Source organism: Mycolicibacter terrae, assembly GCF_010727125.1.
Lineage (GTDB): Bacteria > Actinomycetota > Actinomycetes > Mycobacteriales > Mycobacteriaceae > Mycobacterium > Mycobacterium terrae.
The window spans coordinates 4,197,627-4,221,427 of record NZ_AP022564.1; the positions used below are offsets into that span (position 1 = coordinate 4,197,627).

Sequence of the window (23,801 nt, forward strand, 5' to 3'; positions counted from 1 at the left end):
AGTCAGTGGGGGCGGCGGATCCCACGGGTATTGCCAGGCTGTCGTGATCGTCGCCAACCGCCCGTGCAATGTCGCCCGGTTCTATTCCGCTATCGCCAGGCCGGTCGGAGTCATCGGTCGGCGCCCTTGGCGGCGCCGCGGGCAGATCGCCGCGGATTGCGTAAGACTCACCGAGCTTGTGCAGCGCTTCGGCCCGCGCCTGGCTGTCAGCGAGGCCATCAGCGACAACCTTGTGGACTTCTCGGGCCTTGTGGACCAAGAATTGCTGGAACTGCCGAGCGGCCGCGGCGAGCGGCCGCGGGGTTTCGAGTCCCCGCCAATTGGCGGCAGCCTACTCGATCTCAGCCTCGATGGCGTCGAGACACTGCCGCGAGGCGCGGTTATGCTCGACAGCACCGCGCAACACCGACTCAAACTCGCTGTCCGCCGCCGCCGTTGCCGCCAGTCGCTGGACCAGTTGGGTTTCCCGGTCCAGCGCCGCATCGGCGAAAGCACCGAGGACGTCCGCCACCCGGCAAAGGCAACCGCCGCCCCCGCATCAGCAATTCAGATCTAGTGAGTTGGCGAGGCTACGCGGCAGCGGTTCCCTTCAAGTTGAGCTGCGGCCTAACCCACACTTGCCACTCGCCGCCCAGTTGGGCGACTTTAAGTCGTCAGTAGCGGGCAGCGGAGGCGACGACGTAAGCGAAGAAGTGGCATTCGGGTCTACCATCCGCAAGGTGACCATGACACCGCCGCCCTGGCCAGCGCCGCCCCCAGTTCAGCCGCGTCGTCGTTTGGTATTTGCGCTCATGGCGCTAACTACGTTGCTATCGGCTGCTGCTTTAACCACCGCCCTTTTAGCCCTGACAAAGTCTGCGACCGCCTCCACCTACACGGCGGCGCAAAGAGCCGCCGCTAAAACAACCATGTGTGACAGATACAAACTTGCTGCTCGTAGCGTCGGGATCGAGACCAAAATTCCGGACAACACCGCGCTAGCGCGGATTTCTCTCACCAACGGAGCCGTCATGCTTGAAACTGCGGCCATGGATCCGGCGCTCGATACGGACGCTCGCACTGATGTACGTGCGTTAGCCCTCGCATACCAAGATCTGACGGTCATGGGAACCAATGGCGTAGCCGGAGAAGCGCAGTTCCAGGCCGCGATGGACGCCGTGAACGACAAGGATCGCGTGATGAAAGAACTCTGCGGTGACTGATCTACCGCCAGGCGAGTGGTCTCTACTGTTGGTGGGGGCGTGGTGGCCCGCGCCACCGAGCGAACCGACTGCGGGAAAGATGTATTGGTCTGACCAGGCTGACGTCAAGGGACGTGAGGCCGAGCACGTGCAAAATCAACGCACACAATTCGGATCTCGCAACCACGGCCGTACCGCCGAAGACATGGTGGAGCGTTTTCGGGTCGGAAAGGAGCGCCTGCTCGACGCCCAAGAGCACTGTCGGGCCAAGAGTAGCGCCAGTGGCGCTGTGGCCGATGCGGTGACTGAGCTTCGCAGTCGGTTAAGCGGCATCGCCTCGCAGGGCAACCAAGCGATCAGAGACATCCTTGCGAAAAACGAGCCGGAGACCGCGAAACTCACTGCGGTGATCAACGCGATCAATAACGCTAACGACGAAGCCGCCACGGCCGGGATGGCCGCCAACAATGCGATCATTGATGCAACCCAGCAGATGTTCACCAAAATGGGTGTCGATGCTGGGGCGCGCGAGTGGCTCGAAAAAAATGGGGCTAATTTCGAGGCACCGCCGCGCCGGCCACCACTGACCGCCGATGAGATGGTCGCCACTGCGGCCGGTGTCGAAATCACCGATGGGCGAGCCCGCGACGACGAACTTCCGTTCCCGTTTGGAAACGGCGGAGACGGCCAGGCGGGCGCAGGCTCGATCCCACCGAAAATCGGTGGCGAGAGCGCCGTAGGACCGGCAGCAGGACAAGGCGGTACGGCTAATCCGGCGGACGCAGCGAGCGCACCTGGCCCGGTCACCGTTCCGGCGGGGGCCGCCGGAACTGGTGGCGGCAACGACGGCTCCACCGGCAACAACACAAACGGTGGAACAGCAGCAGGAAGCGCCAGCCACGGGGCCGGTAGCAGCGGCCTGATCAGCAACCCCAGCAGCGGGCCCGCAGCCGGAAACGCCAGCCGAGGAACCAGCAGCAACGAAGGGATCAGCTACGGGGGCAGCGGGCCCGCAGCCGGAAACGCCAGTCGGGGATTGGACAGCGCCGCGGCCGGCGCCGGTAGCGGAGGATCTGGCATCAGCGGCACACCAGGCGGGGGGTTCGGGGCCTCCGGTGGCGGTGGATCAGGTAGTGGGCTCGCGGGGGTGTCACCCCTAACGTCCTCCGCGCCAGGGCTCGCTGGAGGCAGCGGCACACCCGCTACGCCAGCTGGCCTTGCAGGTGGCGGCCCAACCCAGGCATTCGCCTCGGGAATGCCGAGTGGACCCGGGGGCCCGGGCGGTCCGCTGCACGGCGGGCTGGATGGCTCCGGCCTTTCCCAGGCATCGGCTCCACAGGTTCCACCGTCGCCGTCGTCGACGCCGATGGCGGGCGGCGTGCTCGGCAACCTCAGCCATCTGGCCAGCTCCAGCCCGGAGGCCGCTTCCACAGCTCAAACCGCGGGCGCCGCGACGCCGGCGCCCACTCCCGCGTCGCCGCCCATGACTGCCGGGCCGACCCCCGTGTCATCGGCACCCATCAGCGCGGGTCCGGCCGCAGCATCGGGCCCGTTGCCCGGCTACGGGGCGGATCTGCGCCCGGCAGCGGGCGCAGCCACGGGGGCCCCCGCAGCGCCTGCCGGTGCGCCTGCGGCGCCGACAACACCGTCGGCGCCAGGTAGCACGACTACCCCCGCTTCGGGTGGGACCACAGTGGCATCCTCGGGAGACCGTCCCGCACCGGGGAGACCGTCTCCAGCGGCCGGCGGGCAATCGGGGGCGGCGATGGCCGGCGGTATGGCAGCCGGAGGAACCGCCGGGGCGGGAGCTGGCACCGCCGCCAAGCGCTTGGCCGAGCACCAGGATTTGCAGCACAAGGTTGACGCCGTCGCCCGTCAGGCTCCGAATCTGGCTTGGGCAGCCGGATTACGTGATGACGAGACCACGATCGTGGTGGTGACCGATTTGGCCGGCGGCTGGATTCCCCCGACTGTCAAGCTGCCGCCGGGGGTCGCTTTGCTTGATCCAGCGCACCGCCGCCGTTCCACGAGCGCGATGGACCTGCTGGGCGCGGTGATTGCAGCGGCAACTCATGAGCCCAACACCTACATCACCGAAGCCGACCCGGGCGATCCGGTTCCCGGGAGCGGGGAACGGGCGCGCTACGGCCAGCGGCTCGACGAACTGGGGCCGACCTTGATCGACGCCGCCGGGGCCAGCACGCGTCTGCCGCGCATCGTGCAGACCGTCGCACAAGCGATGGCCCGCAGATCCGGCGTCGCCGACAACGAGGTCGAGCTATTCCGGCAGGTGGTCGCCGACACCGCTACGCGAGTAGTGTCGGCCTATCCCGAGCACGCTCCCAGGGATGTCGCCGACTGGATGCTGTTGGCCGCCATCGACGCCCTCATCGAGGGAAGCGAGGAACTCGCCCACTATCACCTGGCGTGGCACCAGGCGGTGGGGGTACCGCACGGAGGGTTTACGCCATGACAGACCCGATCGAAGTCAATCCGCTGGACTACCTGGCGATAGCGGCCGGCCTTCCGCCGGTGCCGATCCCGCCGGGTCCAGTCCACCCGGGCGGAACGTCCCCCGTCGACGCCACGATGGCGGCCTTTGGTGCCGCAACCAACTTGGACCTGGTGGAGACAAACACCCACCTGACCGAAGATCACGCCGATCGCACCGGCCATGCCGCCGACGCGGCCAGGAAATTCGCCACCAACGAAGCCGACGCGGTATCGAAGTTCCAGGATGTGGCCTCCCAGGGCGACGCCACCATGGCACAGCAAGGTTCCCAGGAAGCCATGGGCGAAGCGATGCAGGGCATGACCGGGGCGATGCAGGGCATCACCAGCGCACTCAGCGGAGCACTCGGCTCGGTGAGCAAGCTGCCGCAGGGCTTGATGCAAGCCGGCCAGGGTGCGTTGTCGCCGCTGATGAGCGCGGCGCAGTCCCTGGGCAAGGTCGGACTCGGCGGGGCCGGCGCCACGCTTGCCTCCGACATCAGTCCCGAGCCCGGCTTGGGTGGCAGTGACTTCGGCACCGGCGGAGGTGGCGGCGGCGGGCTGGGTATGGGCACCACCCCCGCCAGTAACCTCGGCCCGCCCCCGGTGCCCGGAACCTCCACGCCGACGACCCCCGCCAGCTCGCTGGCGAGCACCGGCGCGGCCGGTCCCACCGGCGGCACGCCCGCAACCGGCGGTGCGGGCGGCGGCGGCATGATGCCGATGATGCCCGGCGCGGCCGGTGCCGGCGGCAAGGGCGGCAAAGACGACAAAGCCGGCGAGAAGCGCATCGCCGCCCCCGGCGTTCCCAACGGCCAGCCCGTCAAGGGCCGCACCACGGCCCCGCCGAACGTACCGGTGACGAAGTCCGTCGCGAAGGATGCCGGCCCGACCGGTCTGACGCCCCTGAAACGCATCGTCGACAAGGACGACTCGTCGAAGTAGCGACTCAGCCCAGCCCAGGAAGCGCTGAATCACTAACAGCTTCAACCCTTCTTGGCAGGATCTGCGGTGCAGACAGCTAGAAAGGTCTTGCCGTCCTGAGCGGCGACGGCGTCATCACGTCACCGCGTCATCGGCACCCACCGGTCCCCGCTGGCTAACGTCGTCGAAGTGACCGCGCGGCGGCAACGCCACGAGGATTGGTGGTTGCCGCCGCGTCGTCTATTCGCCAGGGACGTGTGGTGTTAGGCCGACCGATGAACTCGCGGGATCTACTCGCCCGCCGGTGGCAACGTCAGCTGTAGAAACCCTCCACCCCACGGTTGCACGATCACCTCGTTGGGCCAACTCACGCGATGGTCCTGCCCCCGCAGGTAGTCGCCGCTGACACCGACGGCCTTGACCGGCTTCCCGTGGTCCTCGAAGACCAACAGACTGGCTTTGGATTCAAAAAAATTCGACCGGATCACCGGTGCGCCGACAGTTTTCTCGATGGACTCCCGGTCGGTGTATTCATGAAACAGATGCACCTCATCCCAGGGCCACGAGGTGAAGTCGCTCAGTCTGCCCGACTTACCTTGATGCAGAAGGCTTTCCAAGCCGTTGTTGAGCCGTTGATTGTTGTAGTCGATGTCCATCGATTTCCTCGTCAGCCCGCAACTCGTCACCAACATGCACAGCAATAGGACACTAAGCGCACTGCGTATCGGCGTTGCTCTGCTCACCACGGTCAGTACCCTCCTGCCGACGTTCCGTAGCCGCCAGGCTGGCCGGGGTCGTAGATCCCACCGGGCCCGGCGCCGGTTGGTGTTGACGCCTGACCCGGTACCGCCACTTGCGTCGTCGTGCCGGCCTCGCCCCAGGCAATGGTGTTGCTCCAGGCCAGCTTCTCGCCGCCGGGCGCGATCACGACAGTGTCGCCTCTGGTGACAGCCTGTTGCACTAGGTCGGCCAGCTGCGCCGGAGTTGCACCCGGATTAGCCGTTGCGATACTTCGTCCGATTTCGTTGTTGTACAGATCCATCGCCTCAGCGGTGGCCGGGTTGTTGGGCAGCCGTTCGTGCGCAGTCGCGAAGTCGCGGGTCCAGTTCTCGCCGAATCGCTGCGTCATCAAGGCATTCCAGTATGCGTGCCGGAAGGCGTCGGTGTGGTTGTCGGCGGTGTCGTTGGGGCCATTCTGGGGCGCGAAACGCACCTTGGCTTCAGTTGCGGCGGCTTCTTTGATCTGGTTCAGATCCCGCAGCGCAAACGGCGAGAGGTCCTCGAGCATGCGCGCCTCGCCCGCGGTCACGTGCACCGGGTCGGTGGCCAAACTAAGTGGCCACGGCGGCTCCCAATCGCGTTCGCCATCGGGATCCTCCGACACCTGGTACTTGGTCAAGATCTGTTCAAGCGGGTCGACCGGTGGCGGGCCGTGTAGCGGGACATCGACCGATTGGACAGTTCGGTCCCCACCCAGCGGATAGCGTCCGGTCAGCGCCTGCACCTGCGCCGCGCGGCGCTGGCTGTCGGCCGCGGCGTCGGCCACGATCTTGTGGATCTCGCGGGTCTTGCCGGCCAGGTACGCCTGGAACTGGCGTGCGCCCACCGGCGTATCGAGGCCCGGCCAGGCGGACGCAGCCTGTCGGATCACGGCTTCCAGCGCGTCGAGGCGCTGCCGCGACTGCAGGTTGAACTGGTGAGCACCGCGCAGGATCTCCTCGAAGGCGCGGTCCAGCTCCACCGACGTCGCCAACCGCTGCACCAGTTGGCCTTCACGCACCCGCGCCGCGTCGGCGAATGCCCCCATCACCTCTGGCATAGCGCAAAAACTACCCGCATCACCGTCGTCACGTCACCGCTGATGACTGGTTACCGCAGGCTGACGCCAGTATTGTCGTCGCGTGCGGTTGTCGATCAAAGGAGCAGCCAGGTCATGCCGCTGAGCCTGTCGAACCGGGACCAGAACTCCGGTCACCTGTTCTACAACCGTCGGTTGCGCGCAGCCACCACCAAATTCTCGGTGCGCATGAAGCACGACGACCGCAAGCAGACCGCCGCGATCGTGCTGTCCATCGTGCTGATCTTCATCGGCATGGGCTGGATGCTGCTGCTGAACGTGCTGCGCCCGGCCGGAATCGTGCGGACATCGGCAATCGTGGGTGACCGTGACTCCGGCGCGATCTACGCCCGCATCGACGGCCGGCTGTATCCGGCCCTCAACATGACCTCGGCGCGACTCGCGGTCGGCAACGCCGAGCTTCCCACCTGGGTCAAACCCGCGGAGATCGCCAAGTACCCAACGGGGCCGATGATCGGTATCCCCGGCGCGCCGGCGTCGTTGATCGCCAGTACGGGCGCCCCGTCGGCGTGGGCGGTGTGCGACACCGCGGGGTCACCGCGCCGAGCCGAGCCGCCCGTGGTGACGGCCATCGCGGGATCGCTGAGCCACGCCGGCCGCGCGGCGCCGCTGGCTCCCGATGCCGCGGTGCTGACCCGCTTTCAGGGCGCCACCTATGTGATCTGGGGCGGCAAGCGATCCCAGGTCGACCCGGCCGACCGGGCGATCACCCTGAGCCTGGGTATCGACCCCGGGACGACGGTTCCGGTGGAGATGTCGCGGGCACTGTTCGACGCCCTGCCCAGCACCGAACCGCTGCGGGTTCCGATGATCCCGCAGGCGGGCACACCGTCGCAGTGGGTGCCGGGGTCCCAGGTCGGGGCGGTGCTGGAGACCCGCACGGCCGGCGGCGGCTCCCAGTTCTACGTGCTGGTGCCCGACGGGGTCCAGAAGATCACCAGCTTCGTGGCCGACCTGATCCGCAGCGCGAACTCGTTCGGATCGGTGGCGCCGCTGGTGATCAGCCCCGACAAGCTGGTCAACATCCCCGAAGTGGGCACCCTGCCGGTCGACTACTACCCCAACAGCCGGCTGAAGTTCGTCGACACCGCCGCCGACCCGACGACGTGCGTCGGATGGGAGAAGGCCTCAACCGATCGTCAGGCCCGGATCACCGTGTTCAACGGCCGCGGCCTGCCGGTGTCGCCGGGCATGGACAACCGGATCGTCCGGTTGGTGCGCGACGATCGCACGCCGGGATCGGTGGTGGCCAACCAGGTGCTGGTGTTGCCCGGCGCCACCAATTTCGTGACGTCGACCAGCGCACTGCTCGAGTCGGATTCGCGCGAGACCCTGTTCTGGGTGTCCCCCAACGGGGTTCGGTACGGGATCGCCGCCGAGGACGAGACATTGCGTGGCCTCGGACTGGACCCGGCCTCCGCGCAGCAGGCTCCGTGGCCGCTGCTGCGCACCTTCGCGGCCGGCCCGGAACTGTCGCGGCATGCCGCCCTGCTGGCCCGCGACACTGTGGCGTCCACCGGCGCGGTGATGCCGGTGGCACCCAATAACCAGCAGGCCATCCCGGGAGGGCACTGAGGCGATGTCCAAACGAGCGTTCGTTCCGGTGCGCCTCCAGGTTCCCGAACCCAAACCGGTCCGGGTCGCCCCGCGCGCGCCCGACGCCCTGCCGGAACGCGAACCCCGCAACCTGTGGGTGATGATCGGCCTTCCCGCACTGGTGGTCGCGCTGATCGGCACGATCGTGATGCTGTATGTCTCCGGTGTGCGCAGCCTGGGGTCGGGCATGTTCCCGATGGTGGGGATGGCCGGTCTGGGCATGCTGATGTTCTCCGGACGGTTCGGGCGGGCGCGCAAGATCAGCTGGGGCGAGCAGGAGAAGAACCGGCGCAGCTATCTGCGCTCGCTCGACGGCGAACGCGACGAGATCCAGAAGGCGGTCTGCGGCCAGCGCAGCGCCCAGGAAATGGTGCACTCCAATCCGCAGGGGCTCGGCGCGGTCATCGGCGGGCCGCAGATGTGGGAGCGCCGGCGCTCCGATCCGGATTTCCTCGACGTCCGGGTGGGCGTCGGTGTGCAGCACGCGCCGGACTCGGTGTTATCGGTGCAGTGGCCGGAGATCCCGGTCGATGAGGAGCTCGAGCCGGTCACCGGCCAGGCGCTGCGCGACTTCATCCTCGAACAGCGCAAGATCCGTGACATCGCCAAGGTGGTCAACCTGCGCTCCCGCCCGGGGTTCAGCTTCGTCGGCGAGGACCTCGACCGGGTCCGCTCCCTGCTGCGATCGGTGCTCAGTGCACTGGCGGTGTTCCACAATCCGCTCGACGTCAAGTTGATGGTGGTGACCCGCCACCCCGAGCTGTGGTCCTGGATGGTGTGGCTGCCGCACAACCAGCACGACGAGCTGTTCGACGCCTGCGGATGGCGCCGGCTGGTGTTCACCACCCCCACCGAACTGGAGTCGACGCTCGGGGCCGACCTGCATATGAAGGGCAAGCGCGGCGCGTGGCGGCCACCGTCGGCGCCGAGCCCGACGACCATGGGCTCGGCACTGGAGACCGGCGGCGACGGGCACGATCTCGGCCCGCACTGGGTGATCGTCGACGACAACACGGGCAGCCCCGAGGCGTGGGAGAGCGTGGTCGGACGGGTCGGCAAAGAAGGCATCACCGTATTGCGGGTGGCCTCCCGGCTCGGTACCGGTGTCGGGTTCGCCCGCGACGAGACCTTCGAGATCATTGACCATCCGGCTCGGCACGGCCGCACCGAGGAGCCGTCCGCGGCCCACCGCCGCAACGGCCGCAGCGCCGATCCGTCCGCCCCGCCGATGCTGCGCGCGGGCGGCAAGTTCTTCGCGCACGCCGATCAACTGTCGGTGCCGCGCGCCTACCGCTACGCCCGCGCGATGGCGCGCTGGTCGCCGACGGCGAGCGTGGACGTCACCGACTCGGGCAGCGGCGCGCTGGAACTGCTGCGCGCGCTGGGAATCGACGACGCGCGCGAGCTGAACGTGGACCGGCTCTGGGCCGAGCGGCGCAGTCGCGGCGACGAGCGCTGGGCTGAGATCCCGGTGGGGGCCAAACCCAACGGCGAGTTGCAGAACGTCGTGCTGCGCGCCAAGGACTTCGGCGGCTTCGGCTTCCACTCGGTGGTGATCGGGACCAGCGGTTCGGGCAAGTCGGAGTTCTTCCTGTCGCTGGTGTACGGCATCGCGCTGACACACTCGCCGGAGACCTTCAACGTCATCTTCGTCGACATGAAGTTCGAGTCCGCCGCCCAGGACATCCTCGGCATCCCGCACGTGTCGGCGGCGCTGTCCAACCTCGGCAAGGACGACCGGCACCTCGCCGAGCGGATGCGCCGGGCGATCGACGGCGAGATCGCCCGGCGCTACCGGCTGTTCAACTCCGTCGGCGCGCGTGACGCCAACGACTATGAGGAGATCCGGCTGGCCGGACGCGATCTGGAGCCGGTGCCGATCCTGCTGGTGGTGATCGACGAATACCTGGAGCTGTTCCAGAACCACGGCAAGTGGATCGACCTCATCATCCACATCGGCCAGGAAGGCCGCGGGGCCAACGTCTTCTTCATGCTCGGCGGTCAGCGACTGGACCTGTCGTCGTTGCAGAAAGTCAAGTCCAACATCGCCTTCCGGGTCGCGCTGCGCGCCGAGTCCGGTGACGACAGCCGTGAGGTGATCGGCTCGGACGCCGCCTACCACCTGCCGTCGAAGGAGAACGGCTTCGGGCTGCTCAAAGTCGGGCCGCGGGATCTGGAACCCTTCCGCTGCTTCTACCTGTCGGCGCCGTTCGTCGTACCTAAACGCAAGGCCTCGACGGCCAAGACGCTCGACATGACGTTGACAAAACCGCGCCTTTACACCTGGCAGTACCAGCCACTGGACGAGGCGGACGCCCAAGCGCTGCAGGACATGTCGGCCACCGACGCCGAGCCCGACGAGTTCTTGCTGCATGCCGACGGCTTCAAGAAGAAGAAGATCGTCGACGTGCTGCGCGAGTCGCTCGTCGCCGCGGACCGCAAGGCGCCCCACCTGCCGTGGTTGCCCCCGCTGGAGGTCTCTGAGTCCGTCGACTCGCTGGTCGCGCTGTACCGGGGCAAGCCCTGGGACGCCGACTACGGACGCAACCCGGGTCTGGTGTGGCCGCTGGCGATCAAGGACATCCCCGAGGACGCCCAGCAGCTGGTGCACTGCGTCGACGTGCTGCGCAGCAACGTCATGGTGGTCGGCGCCAAGAGCCGCGGCAAGACGACGACGCTGATGACGCTGATGTGTTCGGCGGCGCTGATGTACACCCCGGCCCGGCTGACATTCTTCTGCGTCGGCGGCGCCACGCTGGGCTACGCCGAGACCCTGCCGCATGTGGCCGACATCGTCTCACCGGCCGACCGCGAAGGCGTGGAACGCACCGTGGCGACGATGGCCGCGCTGGTCAGCGCCCGCCAGGACACCTTCCGGCGGGACAAGATCGACATCAACGAGTTCCGGGAGCGGCGCTTCGGATCCGGCGGCGAGGGCTTGGGCGGCACCGACCCGGGCGACCCGTACGGGGACGTGTTCCTGGTCATCGACGACTTCTCCGATCTCTACGCCGCCGACACCATCCTCGGCGACCGGATCATCGCGCTCAGCGGCGTCGGCCCGGAATACGGTGTGCACCTGATGACCAGCGCATCGGGCTGGATTCACGGCCAACGCCAGACCTTGCTGCAGAACTCCGACGTACGCATCCAACTGCGGCTGCAGAACCCCGGCGAGAACGAGATGGGCACCGCCTCGCTGGACGCGCGTGACGCCGCCAAGCGCACCGTGAACCGGCCCGGCTTCGGGCTCACCGAATCCCTGCACGAGATGCTCATCGGGCTGCCGGAGCTCAGCGCCGTGGACGGCACCCGGATCGGGACCCGTGACCTGGGCACCCGGGTCGCCGAGGTCGCCGGGGTGACCAAGCACGCCACCCTCAAGCGGCTCCCGCCGGCGGTGGCGCTGTCGGAGGTGCTGGCCTACGACGTCGCCCAGCGCCCGCCCGCCCAGACCGCCCCGTCGATCGCGTTCATGATCGGTGAGCAGCACGACCTGCTGCCGGTCCCACTCGAGCTGGCCGAACACCCCGGCATGATGATCCTGGGCCGCGCGCTGTGCGGTAAGAGCGCCACCCTGGCCGCGATCGGCGAGGCGGTGATGGCACGCTTCACCCCCCAGCAGGCGCAGATCACCATCATCGACCCCAAGACCGGGCCGCTTCGCGACCTGCAGGGCCCCGGCTACGTCAACGCCTACGCCTACGACCAGGACGAGATCGACGAGGTGCTGACCACGCTGGCCCAGCAGGTCCTACTCCCCCGGCTACCCGCCAAGGGCCTGAGCCAGGAGGAACTGCGGGCGCTCAAGCCCTGGGAGGGCCCCCGTCACTTCATCCTGATCGACGACGTCCAGGACCTGCGCCCCGCGCAGATCCACCCCGCCAAGCCGCCGGTGGGCGCGGCGCTGTGGAAACTGATGGAGCGCGGGCGCCAAATCGGCCTGCACGTGTTCACCACCCGAAACTCGTCGAACTTCGGCCAGCTGGAGATGGATCCGTGGGTGAAGACGCAGCGCAGCGCCAAGGTGCCGACGCTGTTCATGGACAACGACCCGCAGAACAAGGTCAGCCGGACGGTACGCGCCCAGGCCCTGCCGGCCGGTCGCGGTCTGCTGGTCACCGACGACTCCGGAGTAGAAGGTGTGCTGGTCGGCGTGCCGTCGTCGATGATCCACAATTTCGAACAGCAGTAACCGGTATTTACTTGGTGAAGTGACGCCGGACCCGAAATCGGTTTACGATCTACTCCGACCTGCCAACGTCGGCATATCAGCGATGAGGCATCGGGAGGAAAGATGTTCTCTGTAGAACCGGAAGCGGTGCTGGCGTCCTCGGGCGTCGAAGCGGGGATCACCGCGGAAACCGCGGCGGCCGCTTCCTCGGCCACCCCGGCACTGCTCGGTGTCCTGCCGATGGGCAATGACCCCGATTCGATCGCCTTCCAGGCCGCGCTACTGGCATCCGGCACCGAATACCTGGGCATCGTCGCCGAGCATTCCGCGCAACGCGGGCTGTTCTCCGGTGCCCAGGCGACCGCGGCCGGCGTCTACAGCGCCACCGAGGCATTGCGGGCAGCCACCGCCGCGCTCGGCGGCTAGCCGATGGCCGACCCGGGATGGGCCGCCCGCCCACCGGAGGTCAATGACACGTTGATCAAGTCCGGCATGGGCGTGGCCACCATGCTGACCAACGGCGCGGCGTGGACGGCACTGGGCGCGGCCCACCACGCGTCGGGAATCGCCTCGGCGGTCAACACCGCACTGACCTCCGTCGGCTGGATCGGCGCCGGATCGGCCGGCTCGGCGCTCAACGCCACCCTGTTGAACGTCGCCCTGCACGGGCTGGCGGGCTGGGTGGATATGAAAGCGCCGATCGTCGCGGCCGCGGTCGAGGCCTACCAATTGGCCTACGGAAGCATGCGCACCGCCCAGGAGTGCGAGGAGAACCGAATCGAGACGGCCACCGACTACGGCATCAACCCGTCGGTGCTCGGGGCGTTGACGCCCCGGATCACGTCGCTGGAGTTCGAGTACTACGGAATCTTCTGGCCGAACAACGGCGCGGTGGGCGGGTCCTACGGGGCCACCCTGACCGCCCTGATGTCCAGTCTGACCGTTCCCGCCCCGGTCGCCGGAATGGGAGCCTCACCCGCTGCCCCGGCCGCGGCGGCCAGCGCGGTCGGCGAAGCGGCCTCCCAAACCGCGGCCGGCGGCGCCATGCGCGCGGCCTACACCGGAACCCAGGCGGCGAGTAACACCGCCGGGCAGGGCGCCTCCGCCGCACAGGGTATGGGCAACCAGATGAGTTCGCTGCTCGGACCGGTCCAGCAGATCGGCTCGTCGCTCATGCAGGCGCCGCAGATGCTCACCCAGGTGCCGCAGACCATGATGGGCCCGATGCAGTCGATGATGGGCATGTTCATGAACCCGAGCATGCTCGGCGGCGCGCTCAATTCCGCTGGGGCCGGCGGGGTTCCCGCCACCGCGATGCTGGCCAACGCGACGGCCGCGCCGGGCGCCGGCGTCGGGGGCGGGGGCTTCGGCGGGGCGGGCGCGCCGGTGTCGGCGTTCACCCGACCCGTCAGCGCGTTCGAGTCCGGCGGCGGCCGGCCGGTGGGGTTGCGGGCCAGTGGCGCGCTGGGTTCGGTGGAGTCCCAACGGGTGACCACCGCCAGTGCCGGCGGGATGGGCGGAATGCCGATCGGGCACGCCGCGGGGGCCGCCGGAAAAGGTCAGGGCGGTCGTTCCTCCGACCGGGCCAACACGGTGCGAGTGGTCGATGACCGGCTGTGAGCTGGGCATTCGCCGTCCACAGGGTGAATCGACACATTCCAGAGAAGCCCATACACTACCGCAAGGCACATCCCGCCGAACCCGGGGGGTTGCTCTACAACCAAGGAGGAAACGATGGCAGCCATTGTCGTCACGCCGGAACTGATGCGGAACACCGCGTCGAAGTTGGGGCAACACATCGAACACGCTCAAGCGATCGCCAACCAGTACCTCTCCGACCACGAGAACATCTTGGGTGCCGGGACCTGGGACGGTGCCGGATCCAAGGCGTCGTATGCCACGGCCGCCCAGATCCACGAAGACATGCAGAAAGTCCTCATCGGCGGCACCCGCCTGACCGAGGGCCTCAACCAGGCCGCTGCCCTGATGGAATCCCACGAGTCCCACTCGGAGCACGCCTTCCACTCGCTGTTCGGCGGACAGTCCGCCTGAGCCCTCCTTGACCCCCCGTACTCGAAAGGACAACGATCCCCATGGCTGACGGCATCACCTATAACCCCGGTCCGGTTTCCGACCAAGCCCACAGCGTGATCAGCAGCGCCGGCACCCTCGACCAGATCCACTCCGACGCCCACCAGCTCACCCAGATGCTTACCGAGTACTTCGCCGGCCACGGCGCCACCGGTTTCTTCGAGGCACAGGCGCAGATGCTCTCCGGTCTGCAGGGCCTGATCGAGACCATCGGCCAGCACGGCTCGACCATCGGCTCCGTGCTGGAAGGGGCCATGCAGACCGACCAGACGATCAACAGCCTTTTCTGACCACCACCGCGGGCGCCCGGATCGCAGTGCCGATCGCGGGGTGGTGACCAAACAGCGATGACGAAGTGGGGTGTCTGCGCGACAGGCGCAGATACCCCATTTCGCGTTCAAGGCTGAAGACGCACGGGTGAGGCGGCACTGACATGTTGACGACGACCCTCGACGGGCTGTGGGTACTACAGGCTGTGACCGGGATCGAAACCCTCTGCCCGGAGTTGGGCCTGCGGCCGCTGCTGCCTCGGCTCGACACCGCCGAGCGGGCCCTGCAGCATCCGGTGGCCGAGGAATTGACCGCGATCGGTGCACTCGACGGCCAGGGCGAGGCCGATCTGATGATCCGGGAATGGCTGACGGTGATCATGCGCCGCGACGTCGCCCTGCTGCTGCAGCTGAACTTCCCCGGACGTCCCTACGGCGACCCGCAACACATGACGCGGGTGTCGATCAGCCGGTTCGCGTCCTGGTGGGTGGTGCTGGAGCGACACGACCAGGAGATCCGGCTGTATCCGGCCGGCACCGCGACCGACGAGGCGGCCGCCGGAGACCTGGTCGTCGGTCAGATCGAGCGGTTGTGCGGTGTCACCGAGGCCGCCCCGCTGCGGCCGGTCACCCTGGACACCGAGGAACTACTCGACCGGGTGCGGGACTCCGACAGCCTCCGCAAGTACCTGGCGGCTCAGCGACTCGACATCGACCAGCAGCAGACTCTGCTGATGGCCGCCGATCCGGAGGTGTCCGGGCAGGCCAACATCGTCGCGCTCCAGCCCGGTGCCGGGCCGGAGGATCTGGCCCGGATGGCCATCGGCGACACCGCGGTGCTGATCTCCGACACCCCGGCCGGCCGGGTCTGCGTGGAGAACATCGACAACGCGGGCCGGCGCTATCAGATCGTCTCGCCCGGGTCGCGAGCTGACGTCGCCAATGCGATCCTGCGGCTCATCCGTCGGCTGCCGGCCGGCGCGGACTGGCATTCACACCGGCGGGTTGTGTAACAGTGAATTTGTCTGGACACCATTATCAAATATTACTGACGGTCGTTAGAAACATTGTAAACGAGGTATCCGTAACCGTGTTAACATCACGCTCGTGACGAGTCCATGGAATAGCCACAATATGGCTGACGAAGGCGCATCCGGGCGGCGGGATCCGGCTGGCGGCCACCGCTACCGGGATTCCGTATCGGACTCCATGCGCATTTCCGACCTGGCGACACCGCGCAAGATTCCACCCGGTTCAGGCTGGCGCAAGCTGGTATATGTGGCGTCGGCAAAGGTGATCAATCCGGGCGAATCGCCACGCGAACGCCATTACCGAGACCTGCGTAATAGAATTCGGCGACATATCCGCCGGCAATACGTGATCACACTGGTATCCGGGAAAGGCGGCACCGGTGTGACGACCATGGCCGCCTCCATCGGAAGTGTCTTCCGCGAATGCCGCCCGGAAAATGTGATCGCCATTGACGCCGTCCCGGGGTTCGGGACGCTGTCGGACCGCATCGACGAGCACCCGCCCGGGGACTACTCGGCCGTTCTGAGCGACACCGATGTACAGGGATATTCCGATATCCGCGAACACCTCGGGCAAAATGCCCTCGGCTTGGACGTGCTGGCCGGCAACCGCACCTCCGATCAGCTTCGCCCACTCGTCCCGGCCATGTTCAGCGGGGTGTTGTCGCGGCTTCGCCGGACCCACAACGTCATCATCGTCGACACCGCATCCGATCTGGAGCACCCGGTGATGAAGCCGGTGCTGGAGAATACCGACACGCTGGTCTTCGTTTCCGGGATCACCGCCGACAAGTCCCGACCGGTGCTGCGCGCGGTCGACTATCTGGCCGCCCAGGGCTATCACGAACTGGTGTCGCGTGCGACGGTGATCCTGAACCACTCCTCTCCCATCGAGGACAGCGCCGCGGTCGCCTATCTGACCGAACGGTTCAGCAAAACCGGCGCCACAGTGGAGGTCATGCCCTACGACGCCCATCTGGCTAAGGGGGGAATAATCGACGTCCACCATGAGGTCAAGAAAAAGACGCGGCTGCGGCTATTTGAAATAACTGCCGGTCTGGCCGATAAATTCGTGCCGGACACTGAACGGTAGTCGCGGTGAGCACCCCGACACCGGCTAAAGTCGCGTTTCCGGCACGATGCGCGGTCAGCGTCGCCTATGACAAACACCTCGTCTCGCAGGTCTTTCCTGCCGGGATTCCGGTCGAAGAATTCTTCGAAGGAATGGTCGAGCTACTCGACGAGGATTTGAAACACCACGGGTTCGACGGCGTCGCCCTTCCGCCGGGAAGTTACGAGCTGCATAAAGTCAACGGGGTGCGGTTGGACATCACCCGCAGCCTCGATGACCTCGGTGTGCAGGACGGTGACACCCTGGTCCTGGTGCCGGTGGTCGGCGGTGACTCGTTCGAGCCGCAATATGAGTCGCTGTCGAGTGCGCTGGCTGCAACGGCCCGCCGGCTCGGCGCCCAACCCGAGATTCAGTGCTCCGAGTGCGGCCACAAGGCCGACGAGCAGACCGTCACCCGACTGCTCAATGTCAAGGTTGACCGGATGTTCGCGCCGGTCACGGCGGTGACCGCGGCGCACACCGCGATCGGCCTGCTGGCGATGGCGGTTCTGGTGCTCCTCGGGTTGGCGGTGCGTGCCCGCACGTTCAGTGACAGTTGGCCGCCTGCAGTGGTTCTGGCCGGTCTCGGCGGCCTGCTGACGCTGGGCGCCGCGGTGGTCCGACGGAGCTGGCCCGCGCGCGCCGACTTGTTCAGCGGATTCGGCTGGCTGGCGGTGATCGCGCTCTCCGGCGCGGCGCTGTGCGCGGCCCCCGGATCGCTGGGCGCGCCTCACCTGTTGATCGGGGTGACGGTTCTGGCGATGGGCGCGATCGCGCTCAGCGTCCTGCTGCGTTCGCAGGCCGCGGTGGCCACCGCGGTCGTCACCGCAAGCGGAATCGGCGGGGCGGTGGCGGCGGTGCGGATGTGGCATCCGGTGTCCGCCCAGGTGATCGGTATCTGCATGCTGCTCGGCCTGCTGATGCTGGTGCGCATGTCGCCGACGATCGCGCTGTGGGTGGCGCGGGTGCGGCCACCGTATTTCGGCTCGATCACCGGGCGGGACCTGTTCGCTCGCCGCGCCAACATGCCGATCGACACCGTCTCCCCCGTCGCCCCCGAGGACGGCGAGGACGACGAGGACGACCTGGTCGACATCTCGGCGCGGGGGGCGGCGATCGCGGCGTCGGCGCGGCTGATCAACGCGGTACAGGTCGGTATGTGTGTGGCGATCGCGGCGGCGCTGCCGATCGCGGTGTGGATGGTGCTGGCACCGGCCTCGACCCACCAGCGCGGCGCGGTGGCATTGTGCGGGCTGGTGGCCGGGCTGTTCATCACCCAGGGCCGCGGGTTCGCCGGCCGGGTGCAGGCAATCGCCCTGGTCGGCGGCGCGTGTGCCGCGGTGCTGGTCGGGATCACCAAGTACGCCCTGGCGGCTCCCGGTTACACCGCCGGCGGTTTCCTATGGCCGGCCGCGGCGGTGGCGGTGTTCGCCGCGCTGGGCCTGGCCGCGGGTCTGCTGGTGCCCGAGACGAAGTTCGTCCCGTGGATTCGGCTGGCCGTCGAATGGCTGGAGGTGTTGGCCTTCATCGTGGTGGGGGTGCTCGGCGCCTGGCTGGGAGGGCTGTTCGTGTGGGTGCGCAACTGAGTCGGCTGCGCACCCGGGCCGTCGCGCTGACCGCCGTGGTGCTGCTGGCCGGCCTCGCCGACGTCCCCCCGATGGCCAGGGCGATCGAGCCCCCGTCGGTGGATCCCGCAATGGCGCCGCCCGACGGGCCGCCCGGCCCCGATCAGCCGATGCGCCGCTCGAACTCCTGCAGCGTCCCGATCACGGTCAGCAACCCCGACGTGGCACAGCTCGCCCCCGGATTCGACATGCTGGGTATCGCCACGGCGTGGCAGTACTCCACCGGCAACGGGGTTCCAGTAGCGGTCATCGACACCGGCGTCACACCGAATCCGCGGTTGCCTGCGGTCGCCGGCGGCGACTACATCATGGGCGGAGCCGAGGGCCTGGGCGGACTGCAGGACTGCGACGCCCACGGCACCATCGCCGCGTCGATCATCGCCGCGGCCCCGCAGGGTGTGCTGCCGATGCCCCGGCCGATGCCGGAGGTTCCCGCCTTCCCGGCACCGGCCGGCCCGCCGCCGAGCATCGGCGAACCGCCGCCGCCGGCTGACCTTCCCGGCCCGCCGGCGCCTCCCCCGGCGCCGGTTCCGGTGACGATCACCCAGACCGCGCCACCGCCGCCCCCGCCACCTCCGCCCCCGCCGGAAGAGGGCCTTATGGCGCCGGCCTCGGGTCCGCCGGACCCGCAGACCGAGGACGAACCCGCGGTCCCGCCGCCCCCGCCGGGCGCCCCGGACGGTGTCGTCGGAGTCGCCCCGCACGCCAGGATCATCTCGATCCGCCAGTCCTCGCGGGCCTTCGAGCCGGTCAACCCGCAACGGTTCGGCTACGACGACGAGCGGATCAAAGCCGGCACGCTGGCCACGCTGGCCCGAGCCGTCGTCCACGCGGCCGACATGGGCGCCAAGGTGATCAACATTTCGGTGACCTCGTGTGTCTCGGTGGCGGCCGGGCTCGACCAGCGGGCCCTGGGGGCGGCGCTGTGGTACGCCTCGACCGTCAAGGACGCGGTGATCGTCACGGCCGCCGGCAACGTCGGCGAAGCCGGCTGCGCCAACAACCCGATGTTCGACCCGCTGAACCCCGGCGACCCCCGCGACTGGAACCAGGTCAAGGTCATCTCCAGCCCATCCTGGTTCTCCGACTACGTGCTGTCGGTCGGCGGCGTGGACGCCACCGGAGCGCCGATCGACAAGAGCATGTCCGGGCCATGGGTGGGAGTGGCCGCGCCCGCCACCCACGTGATGGGGCTGTCCCCGCAGGGCGGCGGACCGGTCAACGCCTACCCCCCGATCCGGGCCGGCGAGAAGAACATGCCGTTCTGGGGAACCAGTTTCTCCGCGGCCTACGTCAGCGGGGTCGCCGCTCTGGTGCGGGCCAAATATCCTCAGCTCACCGCGCACCAGGTCATCAACCGGATCGTGCAGACCGCGCACAATCCGCCCGCCGGGGTGGACAACCGGGTGGGCTACGGGTTGGTCGACCCGGTGGCGGCGCTGACGTTCAACGTGCCGCCGGGTGAGGCGGTGGCGCCGGGATCGCAGAGCCGCGTCATCACCCCGGCAGCCGCGCCGCCACCGCCGGATCATCGGGCCCGGACGGTTGCCCTCGGATTCCTCGGTGCGATCGCCGCCGCGGTGCTGGCCGCCGCCGTCACCGCGCGGATCCGAAGGGCCCTCAAATGAGTCAGGACCAGGTCCGGTTGACCGGGTTCAGCGCCTCGAGTAACCGGCGGCTGCTGTGCGCGGCGGCGATCACGCTGAGCGGTCTGGCGGGGTGGGCGCTGGGCGGTCTGGCCGGTGTCGCGGTGGCCGTGCCGCTCGCGGTGCTGCTGGTACTGGTGCCCTGGTGGGGCCAGCCGGCGTGGTCCTGGGCGGTGCTGCGGCTCCGGCGGCGGACGGCGGCCGACTGGTCCGACCCGATCACGGTGGCCAACAACCGCGCCGGGGGCGGGGTCCGCATTCAAGACGGCGTGGCGGTGGTGGCCGTTCACCTGCTGGGCAGGGCACACACCGCCACGGTCGCCACCGGATCGGTGAACGTGGAGACCGACAACGTCATCGACGTCGCCGCCCTGCTGCCGATGCTGCGGCACGCGCTCGGGCTGGTGCTGGAGTCGATGAGTGTGATCAGCATCGGAGCACGCCGCGCCACCACCGGCGACTATCCGCGGGTCTATGACACCGAGATCGGCACGCCTCCCTATGCGGGCCAACGCGAGACCTGGCTGCTGCTGCGGTTGCGGATCATCGACAACACCACCGCCCTGCGCTGGCGCACCACCCTGGGCGCCACCGCGGTCGCCGTCGCCCAGCGGATCGCCGGCCTGCTGCGTTGCCAGGGACTACGCGCGCGGGTCGCCACCGCAAGTGATCTGGCCGAACTGGACCGCCGGCTCGGTGGGCCTTTGCTGCTGACCGACGCCGAGCGCTGGAAAACGCTGCGCACCGAGGGCGGCTGGGTAACTACCTACGCCTACCCGGCTCACGAGATCAACGCGCAACTGCTGGCCCAGGTGTGGACCCTGCCCGTCGACGAGGTGGTCCAAAACATCACCGTCTTCCCGGATGCGACGTGTACGGCCACCGTCACCCTGCAGACTCCGCAGCCGGCACCGACGCCCCCGGCGGTGGTACTGCGGCGGCTCAACGGCGAGCAGGCCGCCGCCATCGAGGCCAACATGTGCGCTCCCCGCCCGCGGCTGCGCGGACTGCGGCCGGGGCCGCTGCCGGCCAGCCTGCCCGTCGAGATCGGCCCGTCGGGTGTCCTGGTCGGCAAGCTGGCCAACGGCGACCGGCTGATGGTTCCGCTGACCGACTCCGGCGAGCTGAGCCGGGTGTTCATCGCCGCCGAAGACCTGATCGCGAAACGGATCATCATCCGTGCCGCCGGGGCCGGTGAGCGGGTCTGTGTCCACACCCGGGACAAGGCGCGCTGGGCCAGCGTCCGGATGCCCGAAGTGTCGGTGGTCGGCGAGTCGAGGCCGACGCCACGCAGCACGGTCAGTGTGGTCGACGGACCGATCGCCCCGTCACCGCGACCGGCCACCGTCATCACCGTGGCACCTCCCGGTACGCCTCCCCCGCCACCGGATGCGGTCGAGGTCTGCATCGAGCAGCTCGACCGGACCGCGGTACGGGTTGCCGCGGGCGGAAAATCGTGGCTGGCTACGGTGGAGTTGTTCCGGGCGGAAAACCGGTACTGCAGCCCGGAGGCGCTGGCGCCGATGTCGTCACGATGACACTCCGCCGGACCGACAGTCAGCCCGACAACCCGTAGATGTGACAGAGGACGACAGACATTGAGTGACCTGCTGGCCGCCCGCCGGCATTTCGACCGGGCCATGGTGAGCATGGACGGACGGTACGGCTCCCCCGAAGCCAGGGCCGAGTTCGTGGCGGCGACCGAAGCCGATCCTTCGATGGCCGACGCCTGGCTGGGCCGCATCGCCTGCGGCGACACCGCCCTGGACACACTCAAGCGGCTGTACGCCAACAGCGACTGGCTGCACAAGGAGACCACCCGGCTGGGCCGGCACCTGGCCGCCCAGATCCCGCTGGGGCCCTACCTGTCGATCACGGTGACCGACGCCTCGCATGTGGGGTTGGCGTTGGCCTCGGCGCTGACGGTGTCCGGTGAATACGAGCGGGCGGACGCGCTGCTGGCCGACAAGGCTCTGCTGGACAGCTGGATCAACCACCAATGGCATCAACTGGCCCGCGCCTACCTGATGTTCGTCACGCAGCGCTGGCCAGATCTGCTGACGGTAGCCGCCGAGGAGCTGCCCGAACGGGCGATCGTCATGCCCGCGGTCACCGCGTCGGTCTGCGCGCTGGCCGCCTACGCGGCCGCGCATCTCGGCCAAGGCCGGGTGGCGTTGGACTGGCTGGATCGCGTCGACATCGCCGGGCAGGCCCGCTCCTCGGAACGTTTCTCCGCCGGCGTGTTGACCGCGTCGATCAACCCGAGCGAAATCCCACTGCTGGCCGCGGATCTGGCCTACGTACGCGGAATGGTGCATCGTCAGCTCGGCGAGGAGGACAAAGCCCAGGTCTGGTTGTCCAAGGCCGCCATCAACGGCGTGCTGACCGAGCCGGCCAAAGCGGCGCTGGCCGAGCCGAATCTGCGCCTGGTGGTCACCGAGGAACAGATCATCGACAGCCGCACCGACCGCTGGGACGCCGGCTCGGCGAAGAGCAGGGCCGAACTCGATGAAGACAACGCACTGGACCGCCGCGCCGAGCTGCTGGCGCAGGGCCGCGCCGAGCTGGAGAGGCAGGTCGGGTTGGCCGAGGTGAAGCGCGCGGTGAAGGCCTTGGAGGACCAGCTCGAAATCCGGGCCATGCGTTTGGAACATGGCCTTCCGGTGGAGGGCCAGACCAACCACATGCTGCTGGTCGGCCCGCCCGGCACCGGCAAGACGACCACAGCCGAGGCGCTGGGCAAGATCTACGCGGGGATGGGCATCGTCCGCAATCCGGAGATCACCGAGGTGCGCCGTTCCGACTTCTGTGGTGAGCATATCGGCTCCTCCGGCCCTAAGACCAACGAGTTGATCGAAAAGGCCTTGGGCGGAATCCTTTTCATGGACGAGTTCTATTCGTTGGTGGAACGTCATCAGGACGGGACGCCGGACATGATCGGCATGGAGGCCGTCAACCAGCTGCTGATCGCCCTGGAGAAACACCGCTTCGACTTCTGCTTCCTCGCCGCCGGGTATGAGGACCAGGTCGACGAGTTCCTCACCGTCAACCCCGGCCTGGCGAGCCGCTTCAACCGCAAGATCCGGTTCGAGTCCTACTCGCCGGAAGAGATCGTCGAGATCGGTGAGCGGTACGGATCCAGCCGCGCCACCGAACTGAATCCAGAAGCGCGACAGCGATTCCTGGAGATGGCTACCACGATCCGCGGCTACGTCAGCCCGCGCGGCGAGCACGGCATCAATGTCATGCACAACGGCCGGTTCGCCAGGAACGTGATCGAGGAAGCCGAACTGGCCCGTGACACCAGGGTGGCGGCGCAGAAACGCGCCGGCCGCGAGGTGACGATCGACGACCTCAAGACCATCACCGCCGCCGACATCGACAACGCCGTCCGTGCCGTGTGCGACACCAAACGCGAGATGGCCGCGATCAGCTGGTAGAGCGTCGTCGGAGTTGGAGTCAGATCGGGCTGCTGCGGTATCTGGCCACGAAATCGGACTCGGCCTCTTCGCGCAGCGCGGCGAAGACGACGTTGAGCCGATCCGCCAGTTCGCTGTAGGTGTAATCGCTCACCACACAGGGATGCAGCGTCAGTTCCAGCAGTCGGCCGTCTGAATTCGCGACAGCGCGGACATCCCCGAGATCGACGCTGTAGGTGGTGTTCTCGGCCTCGGCGACCAGGGCTTCCCACTTCTCGGCGGCCTCACGAAGATCCCGCAGCACGGACTCAACGAGGTCCTTGTCGCTGAGCTCCGCGCGGCTGTCCGGCCCCGACATTGGCTAAGTATGTCGAGCCGGTGTGAGT

The 23,801-nt window shown here is 68.0% G+C and carries 19 protein-coding genes and 1 pseudogene; 15 read left to right on the forward strand and 5 right to left on the reverse strand.

The features are described from left to right. Positions 1-211: 211 nt before the first annotated feature. Positions 212-265: pseudogene (locus tag G6N23_RS22755) on the reverse strand (hypothetical protein); the annotation flags it as partial. Between the two features lie 460 nt (positions 266-725). On the opposite strand from G6N23_RS22755, the gene G6N23_RS19880 reads away from it, so the two are divergent. Further along, positions 726-1,202, forward strand: a complete 477-nt coding sequence (locus tag G6N23_RS19880; protein WP_085262291.1) for a hypothetical protein — start codon at positions 726-728, stop codon at positions 1,200-1,202. 301 nt (positions 1,203-1,503) lie between these two features. On the opposite strand, the gene G6N23_RS22170 is transcribed toward G6N23_RS19880, so the two are convergent. Beyond that, the gene (locus G6N23_RS22170; RefSeq protein WP_133055501.1) at positions 1,504-1,938 is read right to left on the reverse strand and encodes a hypothetical protein; all 435 of its coding nucleotides are present in this window, start codon (positions 1,936-1,938) and stop codon (positions 1,504-1,506) included. Positions 1,939-2,958: 1,020 nt separating this feature from the next. On the opposite strand from G6N23_RS22170, the gene G6N23_RS22175 reads away from it, so the two are divergent. Further along, positions 2,959-3,654 (forward strand): DUF5631 domain-containing protein, encoded by a 696-nt coding sequence (locus G6N23_RS22175; RefSeq protein WP_085262290.1) that lies wholly within the window; start codon positions 2,959-2,961, stop codon positions 3,652-3,654. Next, positions 3,651-4,616, forward strand: coding sequence for a hypothetical protein (locus G6N23_RS19895; RefSeq protein WP_085262286.1), 966 nt, complete (start codon positions 3,651-3,653; stop codon positions 4,614-4,616). The genes G6N23_RS22175 and G6N23_RS19895 overlap by 4 nt, the downstream gene beginning before the upstream one ends. A gap of 269 nt (positions 4,617-4,885) precedes the next feature. Here G6N23_RS19895 and G6N23_RS19900 read toward each other — a convergent pair whose 3' ends face one another. Together G6N23_RS19900 and G6N23_RS19905 are read right to left on the reverse strand one after the other, a co-directional pair. After that, positions 4,886-5,251, reverse strand: a complete 366-nt coding sequence (locus G6N23_RS19900; protein WP_085262287.1) for a hypothetical protein — start codon at positions 5,249-5,251, stop codon at positions 4,886-4,888. A gap of 92 nt (positions 5,252-5,343) precedes the next feature. Beyond that, the gene (locus G6N23_RS19905) at positions 5,344-6,414 is read right to left on the reverse strand and encodes a DUF4226 domain-containing protein (RefSeq protein ID WP_234808699.1); all 1,071 of its coding nucleotides are present in this window, start codon (positions 6,412-6,414) and stop codon (positions 5,344-5,346) included. A gap of 114 nt (positions 6,415-6,528) precedes the next feature. On the opposite strand from G6N23_RS19905, the gene eccB reads away from it, so the two are divergent. From eccB to eccA, 12 genes are all read left to right on the forward strand, one after another. Beyond that, positions 6,529-8,028, forward strand: coding sequence for a type VII secretion protein EccB (gene eccB / locus G6N23_RS19910; protein WP_085262288.1), 1,500 nt, complete (start codon positions 6,529-6,531; stop codon positions 8,026-8,028). 4 nt (positions 8,029-8,032) lie between these two features. Then, positions 8,033-12,244, forward strand: coding sequence for a type VII secretion protein EccCa (eccCa, locus tag G6N23_RS19915; RefSeq protein WP_085262289.1), 4,212 nt, complete (start codon positions 8,033-8,035; stop codon positions 12,242-12,244). A gap of 102 nt (positions 12,245-12,346) precedes the next feature. Further along, entirely contained in the window at positions 12,347-12,649 is a 303-nt protein-coding gene (locus G6N23_RS19920; protein WP_019737594.1) for a PE domain-containing protein, read from the forward strand. A 3-nt stretch (positions 12,650-12,652) separates the two neighbouring features. Next, positions 12,653-13,843: a PPE family protein gene (locus G6N23_RS19925; RefSeq protein ID WP_095173657.1), complete on the forward strand. Its 1,191-nt coding sequence runs from the start codon at positions 12,653-12,655 to the stop codon at positions 13,841-13,843. A gap of 114 nt (positions 13,844-13,957) precedes the next feature. Beyond that, a complete protein-coding gene (locus tag G6N23_RS19930; RefSeq protein ID WP_085261213.1) occupies positions 13,958-14,275 on the forward strand; it encodes a WXG100 family type VII secretion target in 318 nt (105 codons plus the stop codon). A 41-nt stretch (positions 14,276-14,316) separates the two neighbouring features. Then, the gene (locus G6N23_RS19935) at positions 14,317-14,604 is read left to right on the forward strand and encodes a WXG100 family type VII secretion target (protein ID WP_019738416.1); all 288 of its coding nucleotides are present in this window, start codon (positions 14,317-14,319) and stop codon (positions 14,602-14,604) included. A gap of 143 nt (positions 14,605-14,747) precedes the next feature. After that, positions 14,748-15,596, forward strand: a complete 849-nt coding sequence (locus tag G6N23_RS19940; protein ID WP_085261212.1) for an ESX secretion-associated protein EspG — start codon at positions 14,748-14,750, stop codon at positions 15,594-15,596. A 94-nt stretch (positions 15,597-15,690) separates the two neighbouring features. Next, positions 15,691-16,707, forward strand: a complete 1,017-nt coding sequence (locus G6N23_RS19945) for a MinD/ParA family ATP-binding protein (protein WP_095173655.1) — start codon at positions 15,691-15,693, stop codon at positions 16,705-16,707. Between the two features lie 5 nt (positions 16,708-16,712). Beyond that, complete coding sequence (eccD, locus tag G6N23_RS19950) at positions 16,713-18,311, forward strand: type VII secretion integral membrane protein EccD (protein WP_085261210.1); 1,599 nt, start codon at positions 16,713-16,715, stop codon at positions 18,309-18,311. Further along, complete coding sequence (gene mycP, locus G6N23_RS19955; RefSeq protein ID WP_095173653.1) at positions 18,296-19,978, forward strand: type VII secretion-associated serine protease mycosin; 1,683 nt, start codon at positions 18,296-18,298, stop codon at positions 19,976-19,978. The genes eccD and mycP overlap by 16 nt, the downstream gene beginning before the upstream one ends. Beyond that, the gene (gene eccE, locus G6N23_RS19960; RefSeq protein ID WP_085258838.1) at positions 19,975-21,534 is read left to right on the forward strand and encodes a type VII secretion protein EccE; all 1,560 of its coding nucleotides are present in this window, start codon (positions 19,975-19,977) and stop codon (positions 21,532-21,534) included. The genes mycP and eccE overlap by 4 nt, the downstream gene beginning before the upstream one ends. A 102-nt stretch (positions 21,535-21,636) precedes the next feature. Then, positions 21,637-23,436: a type VII secretion AAA-ATPase EccA gene (gene eccA, locus G6N23_RS19965; protein ID WP_085258884.1), complete on the forward strand. Its 1,800-nt coding sequence runs from the start codon at positions 21,637-21,639 to the stop codon at positions 23,434-23,436. 19 nt (positions 23,437-23,455) lie between these two features. On the opposite strand, the gene G6N23_RS19970 is transcribed toward eccA, so the two are convergent. After that, complete coding sequence (locus G6N23_RS19970; protein WP_085258839.1) at positions 23,456-23,773, reverse strand: DUF2710 family protein; 318 nt, start codon at positions 23,771-23,773, stop codon at positions 23,456-23,458. Positions 23,774-23,801 lie beyond the last annotated feature (28 nt).